We start from the raw sequence: 23,031 nt of genomic DNA, 5'->3' as shown, positions 1-23,031 counted from the left end.
GTCGTTGTTGTTGCGGTCGTGGTCCTGGCCGCTGTCCTTGTGCACGGCGAGTTCGAGTGCGGGCGGTGTTCTGACCGTCGTCATCCCAGTACCAGCCGTCCGGCCATCTCGCCGAGCCGGATCCGGGCCAGCGCGAGATTGCCGTCCGCCCGGTCCAGCCACAGATGCAGGAACACGCTGCTGTCGAACGTGGTCCTGACGAACCGCAGCAGGTGGTAGCTGTCACGGTTACTGACGATCAGGTCCTCGACCGGGGTCTCCTGCTCGGACCAGTCGGACCCGTCGGACGGGGCGAACGCCTTGTGCTCCGCGGCGAGCCGGGCGAGCTCGGCCGCCTCCGCCGCGGTCGTCTCGTGGTCACCTCCCGGGGCGTCCCCGACCGTGCCCAGGGCCAGCCCGCTGGTCCAGTCGACCACCGCGGCGCCCCGGGCACCGGGCAGTCGCATGGCTTCCAGTAGGCACTCGTCGATTCCGGGCACCACGTATCCCCTCCCGCCAAAGGGTTCGGCCGAGTGACGCCGAAGTTACGCAACGTGTGCGCGACGGGTGAGCGATCTGGCATTTTCCTGTGGAACATGCGCGCGGTGACTAAGGTGGGTCAACTGACCATATTTTCCGTCCTCTTGGGGCTGTTCGGATGCCGGTCAGGGCGTTGCGAAGGCGTGCCGGGGGGCGCTCGCAGGTCCGCAGGGGTGCGCGGCGGGGGCACGCACGCCGTGTTCTATTTCGGGGCGCCAGGTGCCAGATGCCGGGCGTCGGGTGCCGGGTGCTACAGCGCCGTGAGTGCCGTCGGCCGCGCGCCGCCCGACTCCGCGACGATCTCCTCCACGCCCTGCGGCTCCCGTACGACCGCGAACCGCACGTCCGTACCCCCGTTGCCGTTGCCGTTGCCGCCCTCGACCGACGCGAAGCCGTACACGCCCGGCCGGGCCAGGGAGTTGTACGCGTAATGGTGGGCGAAGTAGTACGCGCCCGTGTCCAACGCCGCCGCGTAGTCGCCCTGTTCGAGCAGCGGGAGCGCGCGCCCCTCGGCGAGCAGGTCGCCCGCGAAACAGGCGGGCCCCGCGATGTCCTGGACGACGTCCGGCCCCGCCTTGGGGCGCCCCAACGCGTCGTACGCGGCGATCCGCAGCGGCCAGGACCCGGGCGCGTACACCGTGCGGGTCGCGATCTGCACCCCGGCGTGCGTCACCGCGACCGGCCGGCCTCCGGCGGACTTCGCGTACTCGACCCGCGCGACCACCGTCCCGTGCTTGGCCAGCAGCGACCGCCCGAACTCGGTGACCAGTCCGTACCGCCCGTCGAAGAGTCCCGGCACCGCCTCGGCGAGCAGCCGTGCGTACTGCGCGTACGTCGGGGTCGTGACGTCGGAGCCGAAGTTGACCGGCAGTCCGCCGCCGATGTCGAGCGTGTCGATCTGCTGCCGCCCGACACGCCGGTTGATCTCCTCGGCGAGCGCGTACGTCTCCGCGATCCCCCGTGCCATCAGCGAGAGCGGGATGCCCTGCGATCCGGTGTGCGCGTGCAGCCGGGTCAGCCACGGACGGTCGGCGTACACCTGGACGATCCACTCCCGGGCACCCTCGTCGCGCAGCGCGACCCCGAACTTCGAGGTCGTCGTCGCTGTGGACAACGCCTCGATGGAACCCCCGCCGACCTGCGGGTTCACCCGGATTCCGATGGGGGAGCGGGGGTGCGGGGATCCCGCGGGAGCGCCGTTCGGCCCGCCCGGCAGGTCCCCCACCAGGCCGTCGATGCGGTCCAGCTCCTGCGGATTGTCCGCGTTGACGGCGATGCCCAGCGCCAGCGCCTCGCGCAGCTCGGCGATCGTCTTGGCGGGTGAGTCGAGCACGGTCTCGGAGGGTGGCACTCCGGCCGCCCGTGCGAGGGCGAGCTCGCCGGGGCTCGCGACCTCCGCGCCGATGCCGTGCTCGTGCAGCAGCCGCAGTACGGGCACCAGCGGGGTCGCCTTCACCGCGAAGGCGTGCAGCACGGGTGTGCCCGGCGCCGTCACCGCGTCGAAGGCGGCCCGCAGCTCCGCCACCGAGGCCTTGATGCCGGGAACGTCGAGGAGGGCGATGATGGGGGCCTCGGGCCCCAGCAGTCCATGCTCCACGGCGGCCCGGACGGCATCGTCGCGCCGCGCCACGCGAGCGGAGCCGGACTCGCCCCCGCCCGCCGAAGGCAACTCACCCGAACGTGCCCCGCCCGCCGAAGTCCCACCCGAAGGCGCCGCCGCCGAAGGCATCCCGGTCGACGGCGTCCCCGTCGAAGACGCCCTGGTCCCTGCTGCCCCATCGCTCACTGAATCCTCCGTCGTGTCCCTGTCTGTGCCCATACGTCCCAGCCAAACATCCGCGCCACGCCCCCGCTGGCCCACTCATCTATTGACTAGCTCTATTCAAGAAGCCAGGATGTGAATATCTACTGCAACAGTCCGCTAGGAGGCAGACCATGTCAGGACCCCGCCCCGTCCGAGCGCCGCGCGGTACGGAACTGAGTGCCCTGGGATGGCAGCAGGAAGCCGCCCTGCGGATGCTGCAGAACAACCTCGACCCCGAGGTCGCCGAGCACCCCGACAAGCTCGTCGTCTACGGCGGCACCGGCAAGGCCGCCCGCGACTGGCGCTCCTTCGACGCCATGGTCCGCACGCTGCGGACCCTCAAGCAGGACGAGACAATGCTCGTCCAGTCCGGCCGCCCCGTCGGCGTGATGCAGACCCACGAGTGGGCCCCGCGCGTCCTCATCGCCAACTCCAACCTGGTCGGCGACTGGGCCAACTGGGAGGAGTTCCGCCGTCTGGAGGCCCTCGGCCTCACCATGTACGGCCAGATGACCGCCGGCTCCTGGATCTACATCGGCACCCAGGGCATCCTCCAGGGCACCTACGAGACCTTCGCCGCCGTCGCCGCCAAGAAGTTCAACGGCACGCTTGCGGGGACCATCACGCTGACCGCCGGTCTCGGCGGCATGGGCGGCGCCCAGCCGCTCGCCGTGACGATGAACGACGGCGTCGCGATCTGTATCGACGTCGACCCGCGCGCCATCGAGCGCCGCATCGAGCACCGCTACCTGGACGTGAAGGCCGACTCCCTGGAGCACGCCCTCCAGCTCGCCGTCGAGGCCCGCGACCAGCGCAAGCCGCTCTCCATCGGTCTGCTCGGCAACGCCGCCGAGCTGCTGCCCCGCATGCTCGCCGAGAGCGCCCCCATCGACATCGTGACCGACCAGACCTCGGCCCACGACCCGCTGGCCTACCTCCCCATCGGCATCGACTTCGACGACATGGCCGACGCGGCCGCCAAGGACCCGGCGGGCTTCACCACCCGCGCCCGGGAGTCCATGGCCAAGCACGTCGAGGCGATGGTCGGCTTCATGGACGCCGGCGCCGAGGTCTTCGACTACGGCAACTCGATCCGCGGCGAGGCCCAGCTCGCCGGGTACGAGCGGGCGTTCGCCTTCCCCGGCTTCGTCCCCGCCTACATCCGCCCCCTCTTCTCCGAGGGCAAGGGCCCCTTCCGCTGGGCGGCCCTCTCCGGCGAGGCGTCCGACATCCACAAGACGGACAAGGCGATCCTCGACCTCTTCCCGGAGAACGAGTCCCTGCACCGCTGGATCAAGCTGGCCGGTGAGCGCGTCCACTTCCAGGGCCTGCCCGCCCGTATCTGCTGGCTCGGCTACGGCGAGCGCGACAAGGCCGGCGAGCGCTTCAACGACATGGTGGCGTCCGGCGAACTCGCCGCGCCCCTGGCCATCGGCCGCGACCACCTCGACTGCGGCTCCGTCGCCTCCCCGTACCGCGAGACCGAGGCCATGCTCGACGGCTCCGATGCGATCGCTGACTGGCCGCTGCTCAACGCCATGGTGAACGTCGCCTCCGGCGCCTCCTGGGTCTCCATTCACCACGGCGGCGGCGTCGGCATGGGCCGCTCCATCCACGCCGGCCAGGTCTCCGTCGCGGACGGCACCAAGCTGGCCGGCGAGAAGATCCGCCGCGTGCTCACCAACGACCCCGGCATGGGCGTCATCCGGCACGTCGACGCCGGCTACGACATCGCCGAGTCCGTCGCCCAGGAGCGCGGCGTGCGCATCCCGATGCGCGAAGGCGACGAGGGCGGCGCCGCGTGACCTTCCACAGCATGTGGGCGGAGCTGCTGCCGATCGGCCGCAGCTCCGCCTCCGGCGGCTACCGCCGCTTCGCCTGGACCGGGGCCGACGCCGACTGCCGGGCCTGGTTCCGGGCCCAGGCCGAGTCCCGCGGGCTGCGCTACGAGCTGGACCGCAACGGCAACCAGTGGGCCTGGCTCGGCGACCCCGCCGAGGGTGACGCCGTCGTCACCGGGTCCCACCTGGACTCCGTGCCCGACGGCGGGGCCTTCGACGGGCCCCTCGGCGTGGTGTCCTCCTTCGCCGCCCTGGACGCACTGCGCGCCCGGCAGGCGGAGTTCACCCGTCCCCTCGCCATCGTCAACTTCGGCGACGAGGAGGGCGCCCGCTTCGGGCTCGCCTGTGTCGGCTCCCGGCTGGCCGCCGGACAGCTCACCGTCGAGCAGGCGCACCGGCTGACCGACGGCGACGGCATCACGCTCCCGCAGGCCATGGAGCGCGCCGGATACGACCCCGACACCATCGGTCCCGACCCCGAGCGCCTCGCCCGCATCGGCGCCTTCGTCGAACTGCACGTCGAGCAGGGCCGCGCCCTCGACCTCAGCGGCGACCAGGTCGGCATCGCCAGCGCCATCTGGCCGCACGGTCGCTGGCGCTTCGACTTCCGGGGCGAGGCCAACCACGCGGGCACCACCCGGCTCGTCGACCGCCGCGACCCGATGCTGTCGTACGCCGAGACCGTGCTCGCCGCCCGCCGGGAGGCCCAGCTCGCCGGTGCCGTCGCCACCTTCGGCAAGATCTCCGTCGAGCCGAACGGCGTGAACGCCATCCCCTCCCTCGTGCGCGGTTGGCTCGACTCCCGCGCCGCCGACCAGGCGAGCCTCGACACGGTCGTCACCGGCGTCGAGAAGGCCGCCCGCGAGTACGCGGAGGCCCAGGGCGTCGAACTCGACGTCGTCCGCGAGTCGTTCACCCCCGTCGTCGAGTTCGAGCACGCCCTGCGCGACGAGCTCGCCCGCATTCTGGGCAAGGACGGGAAAGAGGCCGCGGGACTCACGGTTCCCGTCCTGGGCACGGGCGCCGGACACGACGCCGGAATCCTCTCCGGGACCGTCCCGACCGCCATGCTGTTCGTACGCAACCCCACGGGTGTCTCGCACTCCCCGGCCGAGTACGCCGCCGAGGACGACTGCGTGGCCGGGGTGACCGCACTCGCCGACGTACTCGAAGGGCTGGCCTGCAGGTGACGCAGACGTACTGGCTTGAACACGCCTGGCTCGACACCCACGTCGAGCCGGGCGTGGCCCTGGACGTGACGGACGGGCGGATCACCGCCGTCCGCGAGAACACCGCCACCCCGCCCCCCGGTGCCGAGATCCTCCGCGGACTCACCCTCCCCGGCCTCGCCAACGCCCACTCGCACGCCTTCCACCGCGCCCTGCGCGGCACCGTCCAGGTCGGCTCCGGCACCTTCTGGACCTGGCGCGAGACCATGTACTCCTTCGCCGACAGACTGACCCCGGACACCTACCACGCGCTCGCCCGCGCCGTGTACGCGGAGATGGCGCTCGCGGGCGTCACGGCCGTCGGCGAGTTCCACTACGTGCACCACGCCCCCGGCGGCACCCCGTACGCCGACCCGAACGCGATGGGCGAGGCGCTCGTCGCGGCCGCGGACGAGGCCGGCATCCGGATCACCCTCCTCGACACGGCCTACGTGTCCTCCGGCTTCGGACAGCCGCCCAACCACCACCAGCTCCGCTTCTCCGACGGCAGCGCGGAGGCCTGGGCGGAACGCTCTTCACTTCTCAAGGACCGTGATCACGCACGGATCGGTGCGGCCATCCACTCCGTACGGGCCGTGCCCGCAGGACAGCTGGCGACGGTCGCGCGCTGGGCCGAGGAGCGGCAGGCCCCGCTGCACGTGCATCTGTCCGAGCAGACGGCGGAGAACGACGCCTGCCAGGCCGCCCACGGGTGCACTCCGACGCGGCTCCTCGCCGACCACGGCGTGCTCGGCCCCCGCACGACCGGCGTCCACAACACGCACCTCACGGACGAGGACATCGCGCTGCTGGGCGACTCCCGGACGGGCACGTGCATGTGCCCGACGACGGAACGGGACCTGGCGGACGGCATCGGCCCCGCCGTCGCCCTCCAGCGAGCCGGCTCGCCCCTCTCCCTCGGCTCCGACAGCCACGCCGTCATCGACCTCCTCGAAGAGGCCCGCGCGATGGAGCTGAACGAGCGCCTGCGCACCCGCACCCGCGGTCACTGGACGGCGGCCGCCCTGCTGCGCGCCGCCTCCGCCGACGGCCACGCGGCCCTCGGCTGGCAGGACGCGGGCATCCTCGAAGCGGGCGCGCTCGCCGACTTCACGACGATCGCCCTCGACTCGGTCAGAACAGCGGGACCGGTGCCGCGCCTGGGCGCCGAGACGGCCGTATTCGCGGCGACGGCGGCCGACGTACGGCACACGGTCGTGGGCGGCCGGCACGTCGTACGCGACGGGGCGCACGATCTTGTTCCCGATGTGCCGCAGGCCCTCGCGCAGGCAGTCGAAGCACTGCGCGCCTAGAGACGACCGCCGAACCCCGCCCCCACGAGGACGCCATGAGCAGCACCACCGGCACGACCACCGTCATCACCAACATCGCCAGTCTGGTCACCAACGATCCCTCCCTCGGCGACGGATCTCCCCTCGGTCTGATCCAGGACGCGGCCGTCGTCATCGAAGGCGACCGCATCGCGTGGACCGGTGACTCAAGAAAAGCACCCGCCACTGACAACCGGGTCGACGCCGGTGGCCGGGCCGTGATTCCGGGCTTCGTGGACTCCCACTCGCACCTCGTCTTCGCGGGCGACCGCACCCAGGAGTTCAACGCCCGCATGTCGGGCCGCGGCTACACGGCGGGCGGCATCCGCACCACCGTCGCCGCCACCCGCGCCGCCAGTGACGAGGACCTGGAGCGCAACCTCACGCACTACCTCCACGAGGCCCTGCGCCAGGGCACCACCACCTTCGAGACCAAGTCGGGCTACGGCCTCACCGTCGAGGACGAGGCCAGGGCGCTGCGCATCGCGGCGGCGCACACCGACGAGGTCACCTACCTCGGCGCGCACATCGTCTCCCCGGACTACGCCGACGACCCGGCCGCGTACGTGGCCCTGGTGACCGGCGAGATGCTCGACGCCTGTTCCCCGTACGCCCGTTGGATCGACGTCTTCTGCGAGAAGGGCGCCTTCGACGGCGACCAGGCCCGCGCGATCCTCACCGCGGGCAAGGCGAAGGGCCTGCACCCGCGCGTCCACGCCAACCAGCTCTCGTACGGCCCCGGCGTCCAGCTCGCCGTCGAACTCGACGCGGCGAGCGCCGACCACTGCACCCACCTCACGGATGCGGACGTCGAAGCCCTGGCGAACGGCCGCACGGTCGCGACCCTGCTCCCCGGCGCCGAGTTCTCCACCCGCGCCGAGTGGCCGGACGCCCGCCGCCTCCTGGACGCGGGCGTCACCGTCGCCCTTTCCACCGACTGCAACCCGGGCTCCTCCTTCACCTCCTCCGTCCCGTTCTGCATCGCGCTGGCGGTACGGGACATGGGGATGACCCCGGACGAGGCGCTCTGGTCGGCCACGGCGGGCGGCGCGGCGGCTCTGCGCCGCGAGGACATCGGCCGTCTCACCGTCGGCGCCCGCGCCGACCTCGCCCTCCTGGACGCGCCCAGCCACGTCCACCTCGCCTACCGGCCGGGCGTACCGCTGGTCACCGGCGTCTGGCGGCGCGGCGCACGCGAGGTCTGACGCCGGGGTCACGAGTCCGAGGCCGCGAGGCCGGGGTCACGGCGCCGGTCAGGACGCCGGGGTCACGAGGCCCCCGCCCGCCACCGCTGACTCGTGCCCCCGTCGAGCGGCAGCAGGGACAGGCCGTCCCCGCCGCTCGGCGTGACCGCGGTCTCGAGGGCGATGGACGGGCGGATCACGCCGTCGTCGTCCACGGTGAACCTCAGGTTCTGGCCGTGGCTGCCGTCGATCGAGCCGCAGTCCCAGATCCCGACGCCGTTGTCGACGGAGCCGCGGCTGTCCAGACAGAGGTCGGAGTCGGCGTACGACTGCAGGACGCCGCGCCCGGAGTCGACCCGCCACCGCTGGGTGCGGGCCGAGGTACAGGGGGCCGTGACGACGTCCGTGCCCTGTGTCAGATCACCGTCGCGGATGTCCAGGCACAGGCCCGAGGCGAGGTTCACGACCTGGGCGTAGTTGCTGCCCGGCGGGTAGGTCGGGGTGGGCGTGGGAGACGGCGTCGGACTGGCCGATCTCGAGGGGGAGGGGCTCCGCGTCGGGGAAGTCGGGGAAGGGGACTTGCTGGTCGCGGAGGGCAGCGGGGCCGGGGGCGAGGGGGTCGCCGAGACGGTCGCCGTCACCGTCACCTGCGGCACGCTCGACGGGGTGGTGACCGAGCCCGCCGTGTTCTGGGACGGCGAGCCGCCCGACGACAGCACGACGAACAGCAGCGGCACCAGGGCGACGCCGAGGGCCGCCGCCGAGGTGAGGACGAAACGGCGGGACGGCGGCCAGGGCCCCGATGAGGCGGGGACGCCGGGCCTGGGTTCGCCCGCCTCGCTCATGACGTACGCCGTGCCCGCCCACGGCAGCAGTCCCTCGGCCAGCGCGGTGCGCGGATGGTCGCGCAGGGCGGACAGCTCCTCGTACGCCGTCGTGCAGTGCGCGCAGTGCGCCATGTGGGCGTGCAGATCGGGGCTGGAACGGGGGTTGTCCGGCCGTAGCGACTCCTCGATCAGCCGTCGGAAGTCCCCGCAGCTGGGGTCGTCGGAGGCGGCGAGCCGGGACTTCAGACAGGCCTGGCCCAGGGCGTGCAGTGCGGGCTGTGCGCCGTACGCCACGTCCTCACGGGTGAGGCCGAGCAGGACGGCCGCCCGGTCGGCGGGTTCCTCTTCCACGATCACGTACCAGAGCAGGCCCTGGGCGCGGGACGGGAGGGACTGGAACGGGGCGAGCATGGGCGGCACGGGCCCGCCGGGGCCGGCCGCGCTCAGCACGAGGAGCAGACCGGGGTCGAGGCCGGCGGCCCGTTCGTCCCTCGCCCACGAGGCGGCCACCTGCCCCGCCAGCAGCAGGAGCCGGTGGCGCCAGGGGACGCTCGGGTTCGAGCCGCGCGCCGTCTCCTGGGCAGCCAGGGTGAACGCCTGCGCCGCGAGCTGCCGTGCGGCCGACTCGCTGCGGGTGCACAGGCGGGCGTAGGCGAGGACGGACGGGCGGTGCCGTTCGCGGAGCTCCTGGAGGGCCGGATACGCGCTGGGGGTGTCGGCGCTCAGCAGTTCGGTGAGCCGCGTGTCGGACGCGCCCGCGTCGTCCTGAGCCATGTGCCGGCCTCCTCGTACCCCGTGCGGTCACTCGCTCCCGTCCTGACATACCAGCCAGTTTGGAGTGCTCATAGTGACGGGGGTGGCCCTTTGAGGAAAGAGGGAGGAAGGAGGCGCAAGAAAAAACGCAAGAAAAAAGCGGCCCGGCGCCGTCGGCGCCGGACCGCTCTCAGCTGAGAAGAGGTGCCGGAGAGGGCGGGGAGCGTCACTCCTCGACCGTCACTCCTCGACCGTCAGCCCCTTCCGCAGTCGCACCAGCGTCCGCGACAGCAGCCGCGACACATGCATCTGCGAGATCCCGAGCTCGTCACCGATCTCGGACTGGGTCATGTTGGCGACGAAGCGCAGCGAGAGGATCTGCCGGTCGCGCGAGGGGAGTTCGGCGATCAGGGGCTTGAGGGACTCCACGTACTCGATGCCCTCGAGGCCGTGGTCCTCGTAGCCGATGCGGTCCGCGAGCGCGCCTTCGGAGTCGTCCTCCTCGGGCTGGGCGTCCAGCGAACTGGCCGTGTAGGCGTTCGAGGCGGCCATGCCCTCGACGACCTCGTCGTTGGTGATGTCCAGGCGCTCCGCCAACTCGCCCACCGTGGGCGCCCGGTCGAGCTGCTGGGCGAGTTCGTCGCCCGCCTTGGCCAGGTCGAGACGGAGTTCCTGCAGTCGGCGCGGTACGCGCACGGACCAGGAGGTGTCGCGGAAGAATCGCTTGATCTCGCCGATGATGGTCGGCATCGCGAAGGTGGGGAACTCGACGCCGCGGCTCAGTTCGAAGCGGTCGATCGCCTTGATCAGGCCGATCGTGCCGACCTGGATGATGTCCTCCATCGGCTCGCTGCGGGAGCGGAAGCGGGAGGCGGCGAACTTGACCAGCGCGAGGTTGAGCTCGACCAGCGTGTTGCGCACGTACGAGTAGTCGCGGGTGCCTTCTTCGAGGGACTCCAGCCGCTCGAAGAGGGTCTTGGACAGGGCCCGTGCGTCCACCGGTCCCACCTCGTCGTACGGGGGGATCTCGGGAAGTCCGTCGAGTCCGTCGAGTCCGCTGGTTCCGGTTTCGTCGAGACGCTCCGGGCGTTCCAGAGAAGGTGTCGACGTCGCCGTCTGGGTCTGCGATGCGTCGAGCCGGGGTGACATGGTGTCCTCCATCGTTCTCGGCATATGGCCGCCGATGCCAATGCGTGCACTGCGGTGTGCGGGCGCCTCCGTAGCCGGCCGTGTCGAATAGGTGTCGCTACTAGCCCTACCCGCTTTCGCGCGTCGCCCGCAAGTGCGTTGCGCGGTGAAATGTCCATTTTCAGGGGGTTGTTCGGGTGTCGGGGATCGTAAGGAAGGCGTAGTGTTCGAGTGCGTACATCAGCAGTCGCGACGCTCGGGAGAGAGACGGCATGGACCGCCAGACGGTCGGCAGCGCACAGTCGGGCCGGCTTCTAGTCGAGGTGCGGGAAGAGGGCTCAAGCGCCGTCGTGACCCCCGCGGGTGAGTTGGATCACCACACGGCCGAATTGTTGCGCGAGCCACTCGAGGACTGCCTTGACAAGGGGCACTCGCGACTGGTCGTGGACTGCTCGCGACTGGAGTTCTGCGACTCCACCGGGCTGAACGTGCTGCTCGGTGCCCGGCTGAAGGCCGAGGCCGCGGGGGGTGGAGTCCACCTGGCGGGGATGCTGCCGGTGGTGGCCCGGGTCTTCGAGATCACCGGGGCCGAGGCCGTCTTCACCGTCCACGAGACGCTCGATGCGGCCCTGGCCGACTAGCCGGGGTGGTCGGGGCCCCGCCTCGGCGTGCTCCGCAGTGCCCCCTGCGATCGCGGCATCGCCCGCGTCACACGATCCCCGTCGCGCAAAGGGGGTGTTCCGACGGAACGGTCGGGCAGGAGACAACCTGACTATGTCGGCAACAATCGGTGGGAACGTCGTAGGTGATCGTCGCAGATACGTAGATATTCGTCCGGACGCCCTGAGTGCGGAAGCACCCGCGGCGCGTACCACATGCTGAGTACTGAGTCTTGAATCGTGAAACTGGTGAATCGGTGAGGTGAAGCGCTGATGAGCACCACCCGGCCTTACTCGCCGGGCGACCGCGGCCCGGAGTCGGGCGACGGCGGCGCTTCCGGGGCGCCTGGGGACGGCGGCCCGGCCGTCCCGTCCGGGAGGCGTCAGGCCCGCAGACTGAGCTTCGACGGCGAGAGCGGCGTCGTGCCGCTGGCCCGCGACTTCGCCCGCCAGGCGCTGCACGCGTGGGGCTGGCTGCCCGCCGCGAGCGCCGACCAGCGGGCCGCCGCCGAGGACGTCCTGCTGGTCGTCTCCGAACTCGTCACCAACGCCTGCCTGCATGCCGAGGGCCCGGACGAGCTGCGGATCTCCTGCGACAACAAGGTGCTGCGCGTCGAGGTCTCCGACCGTGGCGCGGGCCAGCCCGCCCCGCGCACCCCGCACCGCGCCGGCCGCCCCGGCGGCCACGGCATGTTCATCGTGCAGCGGCTGTGCCTGGACTGGGGGGTCGTGCGCACTCCGGGGGTCACGGGCAAGACGGTGTGGGCGGAACTCGGGGCGCCCGCGTAGCCCCACCCGATCCCGGGTGCGACTCCCACCTCGGGTTACCCGCGGTTCGAATCCTTCTTCGTACGTTGCCGAACGCGCGCCGGATCTCCTCGGATCCGGCGCGCACTTTGTCTTCCCTCCACAAGGCACCGGGCGTACCTTGACGGCCGATCTGATGTTCCGTCAGGAATGAGGCCCCGAGGTGTCGTACCGGACGTACCAGAAACGAACCGCCGCGCTCGCGTTCGCCGCGGCCCTGGCCGGCTCGGCGGTGCTGATGGCCGCCCCCGTCGCCGAGGCCAGTGTGGTGAACGTCAACTACCAGTGCAAGACGCCGATCGGCGACAAGAGCGCCGTGTCGCCCATCGACATCAAGAGCGTCAAGAGCGGCAGCGGCTACAAGCTCACCATGTCCTGGCAGAAGGGCGTCTCCTCCAGCCCGGTGGAGCTCGGCAAGGGCGCGATGAGCCCCAGCGCCGTGATCAAGGTGGGCGGCGCGGACAGCGGCACGGTGGCCGTCAGCGGCCCCGCCAACGCGGCCGCGATCCCCGCCAACACCCCCATCAAAATCAGTGACTTGTCGGGTACGTACACACCGGAGAAGACCGGCAAGGTCACCTTCACCGCGGGCGTGCTCACGATCAAGGCGCTCGGCACGACGACCACCTGCACCCCCACCAACAACCCCGGGCCGTCGCTGACCCTCGACGTCACGGCGGCGGGCGGTGGTTCGGGAAGCGGCGGATCCGGCAGCTCGGGCGGTTCGACGGGCTCGACCGGCACCGACTCCGGCGGCCGGCTCCCGCAGACCGGCCCCGCCGACTCGGCGATCGCCCTCGGCACGTTCGGCGGCACGGTGCTGCTCGCGGGCGCGGCGGGCACGCTGTGGCTGACCCGCAGGCATCAGACGACCCGCCGCTGAGGGCGCCACGTCCCCGTACGACGGTACGACCGTACGACCAGCAGGAGCCGCCGATGCCGTACGCCCCCGTCCTCCGCTGTGCCGTCGCCGTGCTGCTGTCGGCCGCCGCCTCCCCGGCGGCCGCGGCCGCCGACGGCTGGTCCCTCGCGCCCTCCGCGAGCGCGCCGGGCGGGCGGCCGTACGTCTACGCGGAGGGCGCGCCCGGCACGGTGCTGCAGGACTCCGTGTCCGTGCTCAACCCGGGTGCGCGGCCCGTGACCGTGCGACTGCGAGGCGCGGACGCCGACAACACCGCGGACGGCGACCTCACCGTGCGCGCCGCCGGGAAGTCCACGGACACCGGTGCGTGGATCGCCTTCGCGGGAGAGCGGGGCGGCCGCCGGGTCCCGGTGCGCGCGCTCTCGCTGCGGGTGCCCGCGCACACCCGGGCCGACGTGCCGTTCACCGTGAGTGTCCCGGCGGGCGCGACGCCCGGCGACCACCCCGGCGCGGTCGTGGCGGGCGCCGGCGGCCGGTCCTCGGCGGTCCGGGTCCAGCTGCGGGTCGGCGGTCCCGCGGTGTCGGCGCTCACGGTCGAGCACGTCGCCGTGCACGGCGGGCGCATCTCGTACGAGCTGGTCAACCGCGGCAACACCGTGCTCACCCCGAAACTCGCGGTACGCGCCGACGGCGTCCTCGGCCGGGCCCTGGACCGCGCCCCGCGCACCCTGCCCCTCGACCTCCTGCCCGGCCGCCGCGTCACGCTCACCGAGCCCTGGCGCGACCCCCCGGCGCTGGACGCGGTCGACGTACGGCTGACGGTGACGGCGGCGGGCGGGGCACGCGCCACGGCGTCCGCGTCGGTGCGGTTCGTGCCGTGGGGCGCGCTCGCGGCCACCGCCGGGGCGGCGCTCGCGGCGCTGGGCGCCTGGTGGGTCGTACGACGGCACAGGCGCCGTACGACGGACGGCGGGACGAGTGAACGGCCGCGTACGGAAGTCGAGTGGACGGGAGCGGTGTCGTGAGCGGAGTCCTGAGCGGCAAGGCGCGGATGTCGGCGCTGGTGGCGGCGCTCGCGCTCGTCCTGGCCCCGCTGGCGGGACCGGTGTCCCCGGCGTCCGCGGCCGGGAAACCCGGCGTGAGCCTGTCCAAGTCCGAGGCGGGGACGGGCGGTTCGATCGTCGTGACCGGCAACGGATGGCGGCCGAGGACCCTGCTGATGATGCTGATCTGCGGGCAGGCCGTGCCGTCCCGGGGGCTGATCGGCGGCACCAACTCCTGCGCCAACGCCGACGGCCGGGCCGTCACCACCGACGCCCAGGGCCACTTCAGCAAGGAACTGCCGGTCACCGAGCCGCCCGAACCGTGCCCGTGCGTGGTGCACGTCGCCACGGTCACGGGGGAGAAGGCGGAGGCCGACGCGATCTTCATGGTCGCCGGGCACTCGGTCGAACCACTGCCGAAGGAGGTGGGCGGGGGGCGGCTCTCGGTGCTCACCGACACCCGCCTCGACGGGTCGAGCGGGCTGCTGACGTGGTTCGGCGCGCCGGCCTCGCGCCAACTCGTCTTCACCGTCGGCAACATCGGCACCGCCGCCGTCAAGGACCCCGTGTTCCAGATCGGCACCTCCCACGGGGTGTTCGCGCCGCAGTGGGAGGAACAGGACTGGCGCGGCACGATCGCACCCGGCAAGAAGGCGCAGATCAAGCTGCCGGTCGAGCTCGCGGCCGGGGCGCACGGCGACTACACGGTCTCGCTGCGGTACGGCGGCAAGGTCCTCGCCGAGCAGCCCTGGGGGGTGGGCCGTCCCTGGGGGGTGACCCTCTTCTGGATCCTGCTCGCCGTGGTGGTGCCGGCCGCCGTCTTCCGGGTCGGGATGGCCGTGGTGGACCGGGCGCGCCCGCACAGGTCGGCGGGGCGGGCGGGGCGCCATCGGAGCCTGCGCCTGCCCGAACTCGCCTCCCGTGTGCCGAGGCCGGCCCCGTTCCGCATGGCCAAGGCGAGCCCGTCCCGTGTGCCCGGAGCGAGCGCGTCCGCGGCCACATCCGTGCCACCCGGCACTCCTACGAACCCGACCCTGCCGTGGTTCACGCCGGACAACGTTCCGGGGACCGCGGCGAACGGTCAGCTCTCCGCACCGCACGACACCGGTCCGACGACGAAGGGGAACACGTGAACAGGCGACGGAGAGTTGTACCCGGAGGCCGCAGAACGAGCGCGGCCGGGCTCGCGCTGATGCTCGGCGGCGCGGGCATCCTGTTGGGAGTGGCCGCGGTCCCGGCGCAGGCCGCCGAGGTGGCGTACAAGACGGAGTGCATACCGCCCGCGGCCTCCGGCCTGGACCCCGTCGAGGGCACCACCAAGGTGGAGATCACCGCACCGGCGACGGCGAAGGTGGGCGACGAGATCCAGGTCGTGTGGAAGTTCGTCCAGGCGGCGTCCAAGAATCCGGACCTCATCGTCCTGCCGAAGGACTCGGTCAAGCCCACGGGAACCCTCAAGGCGTCCGGCGCGCAGACCGCGGACATCGCGATGGAGGGGCCGCAGGAGAACCCGGAGATTCCCAAGGGCGGCGACATGGTGCTGTCCGACATGACGGGCAAGGTCAAGCTGACGACGGCGGGTGATGTCACGCTGACGCCGGACGCGTACACCATCACCGCCTACTCGACGGACACCAAGTGCACGCCACAGGAGGCGGTGCCGGCCGCTGCCACCATCAAGGTGACGGCCGCCGAGGGCGGTTCGACGACCTCGGGCGGCTCGACCTCCGGCGGGACGACCACCTCCGGAGGCACGGCGACGGGTGGTGACACCGGTGGTACGACTTCGGGTGGATCCACGACCGGCGGTGGCACGACGTCCGGTGGCACGACGTCTGGTGGTTCGACCACCGGTGGTTCGACCTCCGGCGGCGATGACGGTCAGACCGACTTCGCCGGCAAGACCGTGGCCACGTCCTTCGCCTGCACCTCGCCCGGCCCCGCCAAGATCGACTCTTCGGCGACGATCAACGCCAAGAAGAACGGCGGGAGTTACGACCTCACGGTGAAGACCGCCGAGGGCGTGATGAACAGCCCCGCCCCGCTGCCCGCGGGCGCGCTGAAGCCCTCCATGGTGATCACGGTCGGCGGCGACGACAGCGGCTCGCTCAAGGTCGAGGGCCCTGCCAACAAGGACGCCCTCAACACGGGCGACCCGGTCTCGCTCGGCGACATGACGGGCACGTACAAGCCCGGAGCGGACGGCAAGGCCACGCTCAGCCCAGGTGATCTGACGATCGTCGTGACGCTGAGTGCCGGAGCCGACCCGATCACGATTCCCTGCAAGGCGACAAAGACCGCTGTCTCACTGGAACTTGACGTCCAGAAGCAGTCGGGCGGCGTCTCCGGCGCGACGACGTCGGGCTCCGGGTCATCCTCCGGGTCATCCTCCGGGTCGTCCTCGTCCTCGTCCTCTTCCGGCGGAGGTCTGGCCGAGACCGGCGCGAACGACCACGGCGGGCTTCGGGCACTCGGCTTCGTGGCCGGCACGGCGATCCTGCTCGGCGGAGCGGTCTTCGTCTTCCTGCCGCACCGCCGCGTGCGCTGACGCCCTCTCGCACCGTCCGCACCCCGGGTCCGCTTGACCTGGACCCCGGGGTGCGGGTTTGGCGTCGGGGCACGGCCCGAGGCTGGACCGGCTTCCCACCGGAGGCGCGCGCTTAGCCACGCGTCGTCGAGCGGGGTCCGCCGTCTCCTCCTCACCCGCCGTGCTCCTGCCGCAGATGCGCCCGCATCCGCACGTTCGCGTCGCTCACCGCGCTGTGGTCGAACACCGCGCGCGCCGCGTGGCGCCGTGCGGCGAGCTCCCGGCAGGCCTCGCAGCCGTCGACGGGAACGGGGGAGCGGCTCACGTCGTACGTCGGCCCGGTCACGGCGTACGCCCCTCTCCGTGTCTGCCGTGCGCCCGCAATTCCCGGTCGCATTCGGCGACCTCGCCCGTGCGGCCCGCTTCCTTCGCGGCCGTCCGCTGGGCGAGCAGCGCCGCGCACACGTCGCAGCCGCCGCCGTACGGGGGCCTGGGCGCCGCCACCGCCGTACGCGCCGTCATGCCGACCACTGCGCGAGCGCCGCCTCGATCGCCCGCAGCGCCGCGGGGGTCGGACGCGCCCAGCCGCCGGGCGGGGTCCAGGGGGAGGAGGTGGTGCTGTGGGTACGGGTACGGGTGCGGCGGGGGAGTCGGGGGAGGGTCGTGGTGGTGGCAGATGCTGGAGGAAGCACCATGCGATCCGTCGACCTGACAGCCGTGACATGGCGCAAGAGCAGCTACAGCAATTCGGACGGCGGCGAGTGCGTCGAGGTCTCCGACGACCTGCTGGCCGCCGCCTTCTGGCGCAAGAGCAGCTACAGCAATTCGGACGGCGGCCAGTGCCTCGAAGTCGCCGACAACCTCCCGGCCCCCACCCCCCTCGTCCCCGTCCGCGACTCCAAGAACCCCAACGGCCCCGCCCTGATACTCCCGGCGGCGGCCTGGGCGTCCTTCGTCACTGCTGTGCGACATGACGAGCTGCCCGGCGCCTGAGACTCAGGGCTTGCCGATGTCGACGGCCCACACGCCCGTACGGTCGTAGGCCTCGGGCGTGGCGGTCATGACCCTTCCTGGGACGACCCCCATGGCCGCGGCATGGACAGCATGCCCGTACGCCCACTCCAGGCCGGCTGCCACCGTTTACTCGACCGTGGCGGCGGCGGCGAAGTCGAGCGGCAGGAACTCCAGACCCGGCAGAGCATCTACATGTGCGGCTTGATGATCAACGGCGTTCCCCTACTTGCCCGGCCGCGATCGCGGCACGCCATTCCTGCGCCGCGCGTACATCCGCCTCGGTGAGGTCCGGGCCGAGGTTGGCCCGGACGTAGGCAACCGCGCGGGCCGTGTGCTCCGCGCGCTCCTCCTCCGTCGGGGTCGCGGCGACCATACGCTCGACGTAGGCGCGCGTGCTCAGGCCGCGTTCCTCGGCGAGCGTGCGCAGCCGATCCCTTGTCGAGTCACTGATCTTGATGGTGGTGTCAGCCATACGGACAGAATGCAGGCGAATACCTCGGTCGGCAGGAAAACGCCGGAGGGCCGCCGCACCCCAAAGGATGCGGCGGCCCTCCGGCAAGCCCCGGACCTACGTCAGTGCACGTCGCCCATCAGTTCCTTGACCTTCTTGCGGTACATCCACACCGCGACACCGGCGACCACGGCGAGCGTCGCCTCCAGGGCGACGATGCCCGTCTTGTTGAGGTCGACGTTGGCGATGGACAGCAGACCCGTCGTGGCGTCACCGGCGGTGACGGCCAGGAACCAGACACCCATCATCTGGGAGGCGTACTTCGCGGGAGCCATCTTCGTGGTGACGGAGAGGCCGACCGGGGAGAGCGTCAGCTCGCCGACGGTCTGCACGAAGTAGATCGCGACCAGCCACATCGCGGCCGCCTTGTGACCGCCCTCGGCGATCGTCAGCGGAGCCAGGAACAGGAAGAACGAGGCACCGATCAGGATCAGACCCGACGCGAACTTGGTGGCCGTGCTCGGCTCCTTGCCGCGCTTGTTCAGCGCCAGCCACGCCCAGGCGAACACCGGCGCGAGCGCCATGATCATGACCGGGTTGACGGACTGGTACCAGGAGACCGGGAACTCCCAGCCGAAGATCGTGTTCTCGGCGGAGGAGTCGGCGAAGATCGACATGGTCGAGCCGCCCTGGTCGTAGATCATCCAGAACACGGCCGCGGCGACGAAGAACCAGATGTACGCGGACATCTTCGACTGCTCGGCGCGGTCGAGGTCCTTGTCCCGCTTGATCCGGGCGATGACCAGGACCGGGATGATCAGACCGGCGATGGTGATCGGGACCAGCAGCCAGTTCAGGGTGTAGTGACCCGAGAAGCCGACGACGCAGTAGAAGACCACCGCGACGGCCGCCCACAGCGCGGACTTGCGCAGCGTCGCGGCCTTCTCCTCGGCCGACAGCGGCGTGGGGACCTCGTGCGAGCGCGGGTTCAGGTGACGGCCGCCGAGCAGGTACTGGGCCAGACCCAGCGCCATGCCGAGCGCGGCGAGCGCGAAGCCCAGGTGCCAGTTGACGTTCTCGCCGACGGTGCCGATGACCAGCGGAGCGGCGAAGGCGCCGACGTTGATGCCGATGTAGAAGAGCGTGAAGCCACCGTCACGGCGCGGGTCGTCCGGACCGTCGTAGAGGTGACCGACCATCGTGGAGATGTTGGCCTTCAGCAGACCGGAACCGATCGCGACGAGCCCGAGGCCGCCGTAGAACGTGCCGGACGACGGCAGGGCCAGCGTGAGGTGGCCCAGCATGATGATGACGCCCGCGACGGCGACCGTCTTGCGGGGGCCGAGGACACGGTCGGCGAACCAGCCACCCGGCAGGGCGAGCAGGTACACCAGCGACAGGTACACCGAGTAGATCGCGGTCGCGGTGGCCGCGCTCAGGTGCAGGCCACCCGGTGCCACCAGGTACAGCGGGAGCAGAGCCTTCATGCCGTAGTAGGAGAATCGCTCCCACATCTCGGTCATGAAGAGAGTGGCCAGTCCGCGGGGGTGGCCGAAGAAGGTCCTCTCGGAACCGGGGGTGCCCGGAGTCGCCGAGTCCTTCGTCAGGCTGGACGCCATGGTCGTTCCTTGCTGGTCGGGACGCGCTGCTTGAGCGTTACGCGCCCGGTGGGGGGCGGCCGGCACCGGCGGGGCTCGACCGTCCTTCCCCACGCCCACGGGGAGTCCGCTCCGGATTGCGAAGCGGTGGACGGCGACCACCGGGATCCACGCCCGTCACGCAGGTGATGCGCTCGGGCCCGGCCACAGGTCATTCCTTTCGAGGCTGGCGAACACCAGCCCGCACATGAAAGAGACCTTCAGCGGCAAGTACGCGCCAAAGGTCTCCTACTGGTGCTACAGGCGTCTGGTCACCATACGACATGTCAATGTGGCATATGGAAGGACTTGAGAGATGGATCACAGGTGAGAATGGAACCGCGGACACCCATTCGAAGGCACCGGACAAGATCGCTTCCCACAGCCGCAGGCAAGAAACCGTACAGCCCCAGGTAAGAATTACGGTTGGCGATCACACCACAGGCGCTGTCCGCGGCGGACTACCATCACCCCATGACCCGTGTACTGCTCGCCGAGGACGACGCGTCCATCTCGGAGCCATTGGCCCGTGCCCTGCGCCGTGAGGGTTACGAGGTCGAAGTGCGCGAGGACGGACCCACCGCGCTCGACGCCGGAATGCAGGGCGGCGTCGACCTGGTCGTCCTGGACCTGGGCCTGCCCGGTATGGACGGCCTCGAAGTGGCCCGCCGTCTCCGTGCCGAAGGCCACACCGTCCCCATCCTCATCCTGACCGCGCGCGCCGACGAGGTGGACACCGTCGTCGGTCTCGACGCGGGCGCCGACGACTACGTCACCAAGCCCTTCCGCCTTGCCGAACTGCTCGCCCGTGTCCGGGCCCTCCTGCGGCGCGGCGCCGCGGAGCCGCAGCAGCCGCCCGCCACGCACGGGGTGCGCATCGACGTCGAGTCGCACCGGGCCTGGATGGGCGACGAGGAACTCCAGCTCACGGCGAAGGAGTTCGACCTGCTGCGGGTCCTCGTCCGCGATGCCGGCCGGGTCGTCACGCGTGACCAGCTGATGCGCGAGGTCTGGGACACCACGTGGTGGTCGTCCACCAAGACCCTCGACATGCACATCTCCTGGCTCCGCAAGAAGCTCGGCGACGACGCGGCGAACCCCCGCTACATCGCGACGGTACGAGGAGTCGGCTTCCGCTTCGAAAAGAGCTGAGGCCCGCGGGGCGGAAGTCGGGCGGGGGGCGGGGTTCGGGGCGAAGCCCCGCCCTGAGGGGCGCGGGGAACCGCGCGCCCAGCCCCCACCGGCCCGCAGCCAAGGAGAACCCCGGGCTCCCGAGCGCCTCCCCTGCCCCAGCTCAGCGCAGCGTCAAGGCACACTGGTCCACGTACAGCCACCCGCCCGGAGGACCCCGTGCGTCGCCGTCTCATCCAGTCCACGCTCGCCGTCGTGCTCGTCGTGATCGCCGTCTTCGGCGTGTCCCTCGTGATCGTCGAGACCCGCACGATCAGCAACAGCGCCCAGGAACGCGTGGACTCCGAGGCCCTGCGCCTGGCCAGCATCGTCGACAGCCGCATCCTCGGTGACGAGCACATCAACGCGGAGATCCTCAAGAACCAGGTCGCGGAGGACCGGTACGCCGTGATCCGCATCCCCGGCCAGGCCCCCCTCGAGCTCGGCCTCCAGCCCAGCGGTGAGGTCATCCACTCCACGGCCAAGGGCGAGGAGGGCGAGACGGTCACCGTCCAGGAGCCCCGCTCGGCCGTGACGCGCGAGGTCGGCCGCACCCTCCTGATCATCGCGGCGGTCGCGCTGCTCGCGATCGTCGCCGCGGTCCTGCTGGCCGTACGGCAGGCCAACCGCCTCGCCTCCCCGCTCACCGACCTCGCGGAGACCGCGGAGCGGCTCGGCTCCGGCGACCCCCGCCCGCGCCACAAGCGCTACGGCGTCCCGGAGCTGGACCGTGTCGCCGACGTCCTTGACGGCAGCGCGGAGCGGATCGCACGGATGCTCACCGCAGAGCGACGCCTCGCCGCGGACGCCTCCCACCAGCTCCGTACGCCGCTGACGGCCCTCTCCATGCGCCTGGAGGAAATCACCCTCACGGATGACCTGGACAACGTGAAGGAGGAGGCGACGATCGCCCTGACCCAGGTCGAGCGCCTCACGGACGTGGTGGAGCGGCTGCTCACCAACGCCCGCGACCCCCGTACCGGCTCCGCCGTCACCTTCGACCTCGACGAGGTCATCAAGCAGCAGCTGGAGGAGTGGCGCCCGGCCTACCGCAGCGCGGGCCGCGCCATCGTCAGCTCGGGCAAGCGGCATCTGCAGGCCGTCGGCACCCCGGGCGCGGTCGCCCAGGTACTGGCCGCGCTCATCGAGAACTCGCTCATGCACGGGGGTGGCACGGTCGCCCTGCGCACCCGTGTCACGGGCAACCAGGCCGTGGTGGAGGTCACGGACGAGGGCCCCGGTGTCCCCACCGACCTGGGCGCCCGCATCTTCGAGCGCACGATCAGCGGTCGCAACTCCACGGGCATCGGCCTCGCGGTCGCCCGCGACCTCGCGGAGGCGGACGGGGGCCGTCTGGAGATGCTCCAGGCACAGCCACCGGTGTTCGGCCTGTTCCTCTCCCGCACCCCGCTGAAAAGACCACACCTGGTGGAGGACGACGAGGAACGAACGGTCAGATAGCCCCGTCGGGCAGCCCCCGGGGGCTCAGTTCGCCCGGGCCCGTGCCCGGGACCGTCGAGGCTCCGGCTCCTCGTCGAGGATCGCCTCCGCGCTCTCCAGGACCTCACGCGCCTCGTCCGGGACCGTACGGAACACCCACGTGCGGTACGACCAGAAGCGGAACAGCGTCGCGATGCCGATGCCGAGGAACTTGAAGATGTTGCTCTGCAGCGGGCTGTCCCAGCCGAACCCGTACGTCGCCACGTACAGCACACCGTTCTCGATGACCAGCCCCACCGCGCTGAACAGCACGAAGAGGCTCATCTCCTTGGTGCGGCCGCCCGTGTCGCGGTCCCGGTACGTGAAGTAGCGGAATCCGATGTAGTTGAAGACGATTGCGACGATCGTGGCGATGACACTCGCCCGCACGACCTGCAGCCCGGTCGCGCTGCGCACCAGGTTGAAGGTCACCAGGTTGACGAGAAGCCCCGCCCCGCCGACCGCCCCGAACTTCGCGATCTCCCGGAACAGCTGGTCGAACCGGCGGCGAACCCCGCTGCGGGGCCGTACGTGAAGCCCCGAAGAAGCACTGCCCATGGTGTCGCCAGCCCCCGTAGGTCGGACATCGGTCGAAAAATTCAACCCAGCCACTCTAACCAGCGGGCGGCCCTCGTGCCTGTGGAGGGCCTCACGGGACCGGAAAGAGCGGGTCACAGCGAGGGAAAACCGGTCCGCGGCCGGGATCACAGTCGGGATCGCGACCGGGGCCACGCCGGGATCACGGCCGGACCGCAGGCGTGGAAACCGGCCCCCATGGCGCGACCGA

The 23,031-nt window shown here is 71.4% G+C and carries 24 protein-coding genes; 13 read left to right on the top strand and 11 right to left on the bottom strand.

Annotated features, from left to right (window positions below; translation table 11 throughout):
- Positions 1-80: 80 nt before the first annotated feature.
- On the bottom strand, positions 81-479 hold the full coding sequence (locus ACZ7M3_RS43985) for a hypothetical protein (protein ID WP_054236907.1): 399 nt from the start codon (positions 477-479) through the stop codon (positions 81-83).
- Positions 480-769: 290 nt separating this feature from the next.
- The gene (locus ACZ7M3_RS43980; RefSeq protein ID WP_472071351.1) at positions 770-2,338 is read right to left on the bottom strand and encodes a type III PLP-dependent enzyme domain-containing protein; all 1,569 of its coding nucleotides are present in this window, start codon (positions 2,336-2,338) and stop codon (positions 770-772) included.
- Between the two features lie 116 nt (positions 2,339-2,454).
- Between ACZ7M3_RS43980 and hutU the strand changes: the two genes are divergently transcribed.
- Genes hutU through hutI form a run of 4 tightly spaced genes read left to right on the top strand, consistent with a single transcriptional unit; the run spans position 2,455 to position 7,908 of the window.
- On the top strand, positions 2,455-4,128 hold the full coding sequence (gene hutU, locus ACZ7M3_RS43975) for a urocanate hydratase (RefSeq protein ID WP_095854260.1): 1,674 nt from the start codon (positions 2,455-2,457) through the stop codon (positions 4,126-4,128).
- A complete protein-coding gene (locus ACZ7M3_RS43970; protein ID WP_472071349.1) occupies positions 4,125-5,354 on the top strand; it encodes an allantoate amidohydrolase in 1,230 nt (409 codons plus the stop codon). The genes hutU and ACZ7M3_RS43970 overlap by 4 nt, the downstream gene beginning before the upstream one ends.
- On the top strand, positions 5,345-6,685 hold the full coding sequence (locus ACZ7M3_RS43965) for a formimidoylglutamate deiminase (RefSeq protein ID WP_472071430.1): 1,341 nt from the start codon (positions 5,345-5,347) through the stop codon (positions 6,683-6,685). The genes ACZ7M3_RS43970 and ACZ7M3_RS43965 overlap by 10 nt, the downstream gene beginning before the upstream one ends.
- A gap of 35 nt (positions 6,686-6,720) precedes the next feature.
- On the top strand, positions 6,721-7,908 hold the full coding sequence (hutI, locus tag ACZ7M3_RS43960; RefSeq protein WP_472071347.1) for an imidazolonepropionase: 1,188 nt from the start codon (positions 6,721-6,723) through the stop codon (positions 7,906-7,908).
- 62 nt (positions 7,909-7,970) lie between these two features.
- On the opposite strand, the gene ACZ7M3_RS43955 is transcribed toward hutI, so the two are convergent.
- The gene (locus ACZ7M3_RS43955) at positions 7,971-9,488 is read right to left on the bottom strand and encodes an RICIN domain-containing protein (RefSeq protein WP_472071345.1); all 1,518 of its coding nucleotides are present in this window, start codon (positions 9,486-9,488) and stop codon (positions 7,971-7,973) included.
- A 219-nt stretch (positions 9,489-9,707) separates the two neighbouring features.
- Positions 9,708-10,628 carry an RNA polymerase sigma factor SigF gene (locus tag ACZ7M3_RS43950; RefSeq protein WP_472071343.1) on the bottom strand — a complete coding sequence of 307 codons (921 nt, stop codon included), beginning with the start codon at positions 10,626-10,628 and terminating at the stop codon, positions 9,708-9,710.
- Between the two features lie 239 nt (positions 10,629-10,867).
- Here ACZ7M3_RS43950 and ACZ7M3_RS43945 point away from each other — a divergent pair, with 239 nt between their 5' ends.
- The 6 genes from ACZ7M3_RS43945 to ACZ7M3_RS43920 all read left to right on the top strand — a co-directional run bounded on the left by ACZ7M3_RS43945 (position 10,868) and on the right by ACZ7M3_RS43920 (position 16,514).
- A complete protein-coding gene (locus ACZ7M3_RS43945) occupies positions 10,868-11,236 on the top strand; it encodes an STAS domain-containing protein (protein ID WP_054236877.1) in 369 nt (122 codons plus the stop codon).
- 291 nt (positions 11,237-11,527) lie between these two features.
- Positions 11,528-12,043 (top strand): ATP-binding protein, encoded by a 516-nt coding sequence (locus ACZ7M3_RS43940; RefSeq protein WP_355307999.1) that lies wholly within the window; start codon positions 11,528-11,530, stop codon positions 12,041-12,043.
- Between the two features lie 181 nt (positions 12,044-12,224).
- Complete coding sequence (locus tag ACZ7M3_RS43935; protein WP_472071341.1) at positions 12,225-12,944, top strand: LPXTG cell wall anchor domain-containing protein; 720 nt, start codon at positions 12,225-12,227, stop codon at positions 12,942-12,944.
- A gap of 53 nt (positions 12,945-12,997) precedes the next feature.
- Complete coding sequence (locus tag ACZ7M3_RS43930; protein WP_472071339.1) at positions 12,998-13,948, top strand: COG1470 family protein; 951 nt, start codon at positions 12,998-13,000, stop codon at positions 13,946-13,948.
- Positions 13,949-13,974: 26 nt separating this feature from the next.
- On the top strand, positions 13,975-15,099 hold the full coding sequence (locus ACZ7M3_RS43925; RefSeq protein ID WP_472071428.1) for a hypothetical protein: 1,125 nt from the start codon (positions 13,975-13,977) through the stop codon (positions 15,097-15,099).
- A 59-nt stretch (positions 15,100-15,158) separates the two neighbouring features.
- Positions 15,159-16,514 (top strand): hypothetical protein, encoded by a 1,356-nt coding sequence (locus tag ACZ7M3_RS43920; protein ID WP_472071426.1) that lies wholly within the window; start codon positions 15,159-15,161, stop codon positions 16,512-16,514.
- A 151-nt stretch (positions 16,515-16,665) separates the two neighbouring features.
- Here ACZ7M3_RS43920 and ACZ7M3_RS43915 read toward each other — a convergent pair whose 3' ends face one another.
- From ACZ7M3_RS43915 to ACZ7M3_RS43905, 3 genes are read right to left on the bottom strand one after another with little or no spacing between them, the layout of a single operon-like run.
- Positions 16,666-16,839 carry a hypothetical protein gene (locus ACZ7M3_RS43915; RefSeq protein ID WP_165854085.1) on the bottom strand — a complete coding sequence of 58 codons (174 nt, stop codon included), beginning with the start codon at positions 16,837-16,839 and terminating at the stop codon, positions 16,666-16,668.
- Positions 16,836-17,015 (bottom strand): hypothetical protein, encoded by a 180-nt coding sequence (locus ACZ7M3_RS43910; protein ID WP_129592292.1) that lies wholly within the window; start codon positions 17,013-17,015, stop codon positions 16,836-16,838. Before ACZ7M3_RS43910 ends, ACZ7M3_RS43915 begins: the two co-directional genes overlap by 4 nt.
- Positions 17,012-17,188: a hypothetical protein gene (locus ACZ7M3_RS43905; RefSeq protein ID WP_472071336.1), complete on the bottom strand. Its 177-nt coding sequence runs from the start codon at positions 17,186-17,188 to the stop codon at positions 17,012-17,014. The genes ACZ7M3_RS43910 and ACZ7M3_RS43905 overlap by 4 nt, the downstream gene beginning before the upstream one ends.
- Between ACZ7M3_RS43905 and ACZ7M3_RS43900 the strand changes: the two genes are divergently transcribed.
- Positions 17,187-17,486: a DUF397 domain-containing protein gene (locus tag ACZ7M3_RS43900; RefSeq protein WP_472071334.1), complete on the top strand. Its 300-nt coding sequence runs from the start codon at positions 17,187-17,189 to the stop codon at positions 17,484-17,486. The genes ACZ7M3_RS43905 and ACZ7M3_RS43900 overlap by 2 nt on opposite strands.
- Before the next feature lie 3 nt (positions 17,487-17,489).
- On the opposite strand, the gene ACZ7M3_RS43895 is transcribed toward ACZ7M3_RS43900, so the two are convergent.
- The 3 genes from ACZ7M3_RS43895 to ACZ7M3_RS43885 form a co-directional block, all read right to left on the bottom strand.
- Positions 17,490-17,630: a hypothetical protein gene (locus ACZ7M3_RS43895; protein WP_168509025.1), complete on the bottom strand. Its 141-nt coding sequence runs from the start codon at positions 17,628-17,630 to the stop codon at positions 17,490-17,492.
- Positions 17,631-17,715: 85 nt separating this feature from the next.
- On the bottom strand, positions 17,716-17,979 hold the full coding sequence (locus ACZ7M3_RS43890; protein ID WP_355308005.1) for a hypothetical protein: 264 nt from the start codon (positions 17,977-17,979) through the stop codon (positions 17,716-17,718).
- A 101-nt stretch (positions 17,980-18,080) separates the two neighbouring features.
- Positions 18,081-19,577: an oligopeptide:H+ symporter gene (locus ACZ7M3_RS43885; protein WP_472071332.1), complete on the bottom strand. Its 1,497-nt coding sequence runs from the start codon at positions 19,575-19,577 to the stop codon at positions 18,081-18,083.
- A gap of 492 nt (positions 19,578-20,069) precedes the next feature.
- On the opposite strand from ACZ7M3_RS43885, the gene ACZ7M3_RS43880 reads away from it, so the two are divergent.
- Together ACZ7M3_RS43880 and ACZ7M3_RS43875 are read left to right on the top strand one after the other, a co-directional pair.
- Positions 20,070-20,747: a response regulator transcription factor gene (locus ACZ7M3_RS43880; protein ID WP_018566970.1), complete on the top strand. Its 678-nt coding sequence runs from the start codon at positions 20,070-20,072 to the stop codon at positions 20,745-20,747.
- A gap of 198 nt (positions 20,748-20,945) precedes the next feature.
- A complete protein-coding gene (locus ACZ7M3_RS43875; RefSeq protein ID WP_355308007.1) occupies positions 20,946-22,226 on the top strand; it encodes an ATP-binding protein in 1,281 nt (426 codons plus the stop codon).
- A 24-nt stretch (positions 22,227-22,250) separates the two neighbouring features.
- Here ACZ7M3_RS43875 and ACZ7M3_RS43870 read toward each other — a convergent pair whose 3' ends face one another.
- Positions 22,251-22,802, bottom strand: coding sequence for a GtrA family protein (locus ACZ7M3_RS43870; RefSeq protein ID WP_355308008.1), 552 nt, complete (start codon positions 22,800-22,802; stop codon positions 22,251-22,253).
- Positions 22,803-23,031 lie beyond the last annotated feature (229 nt).

This window comes from Streptomyces sp. NPDC111656 (genome assembly GCF_055656965.1).
Note: the sequence above shows the minus strand (reverse complement) of the source record. Positions and strands in the feature narration are given on the sequence as shown.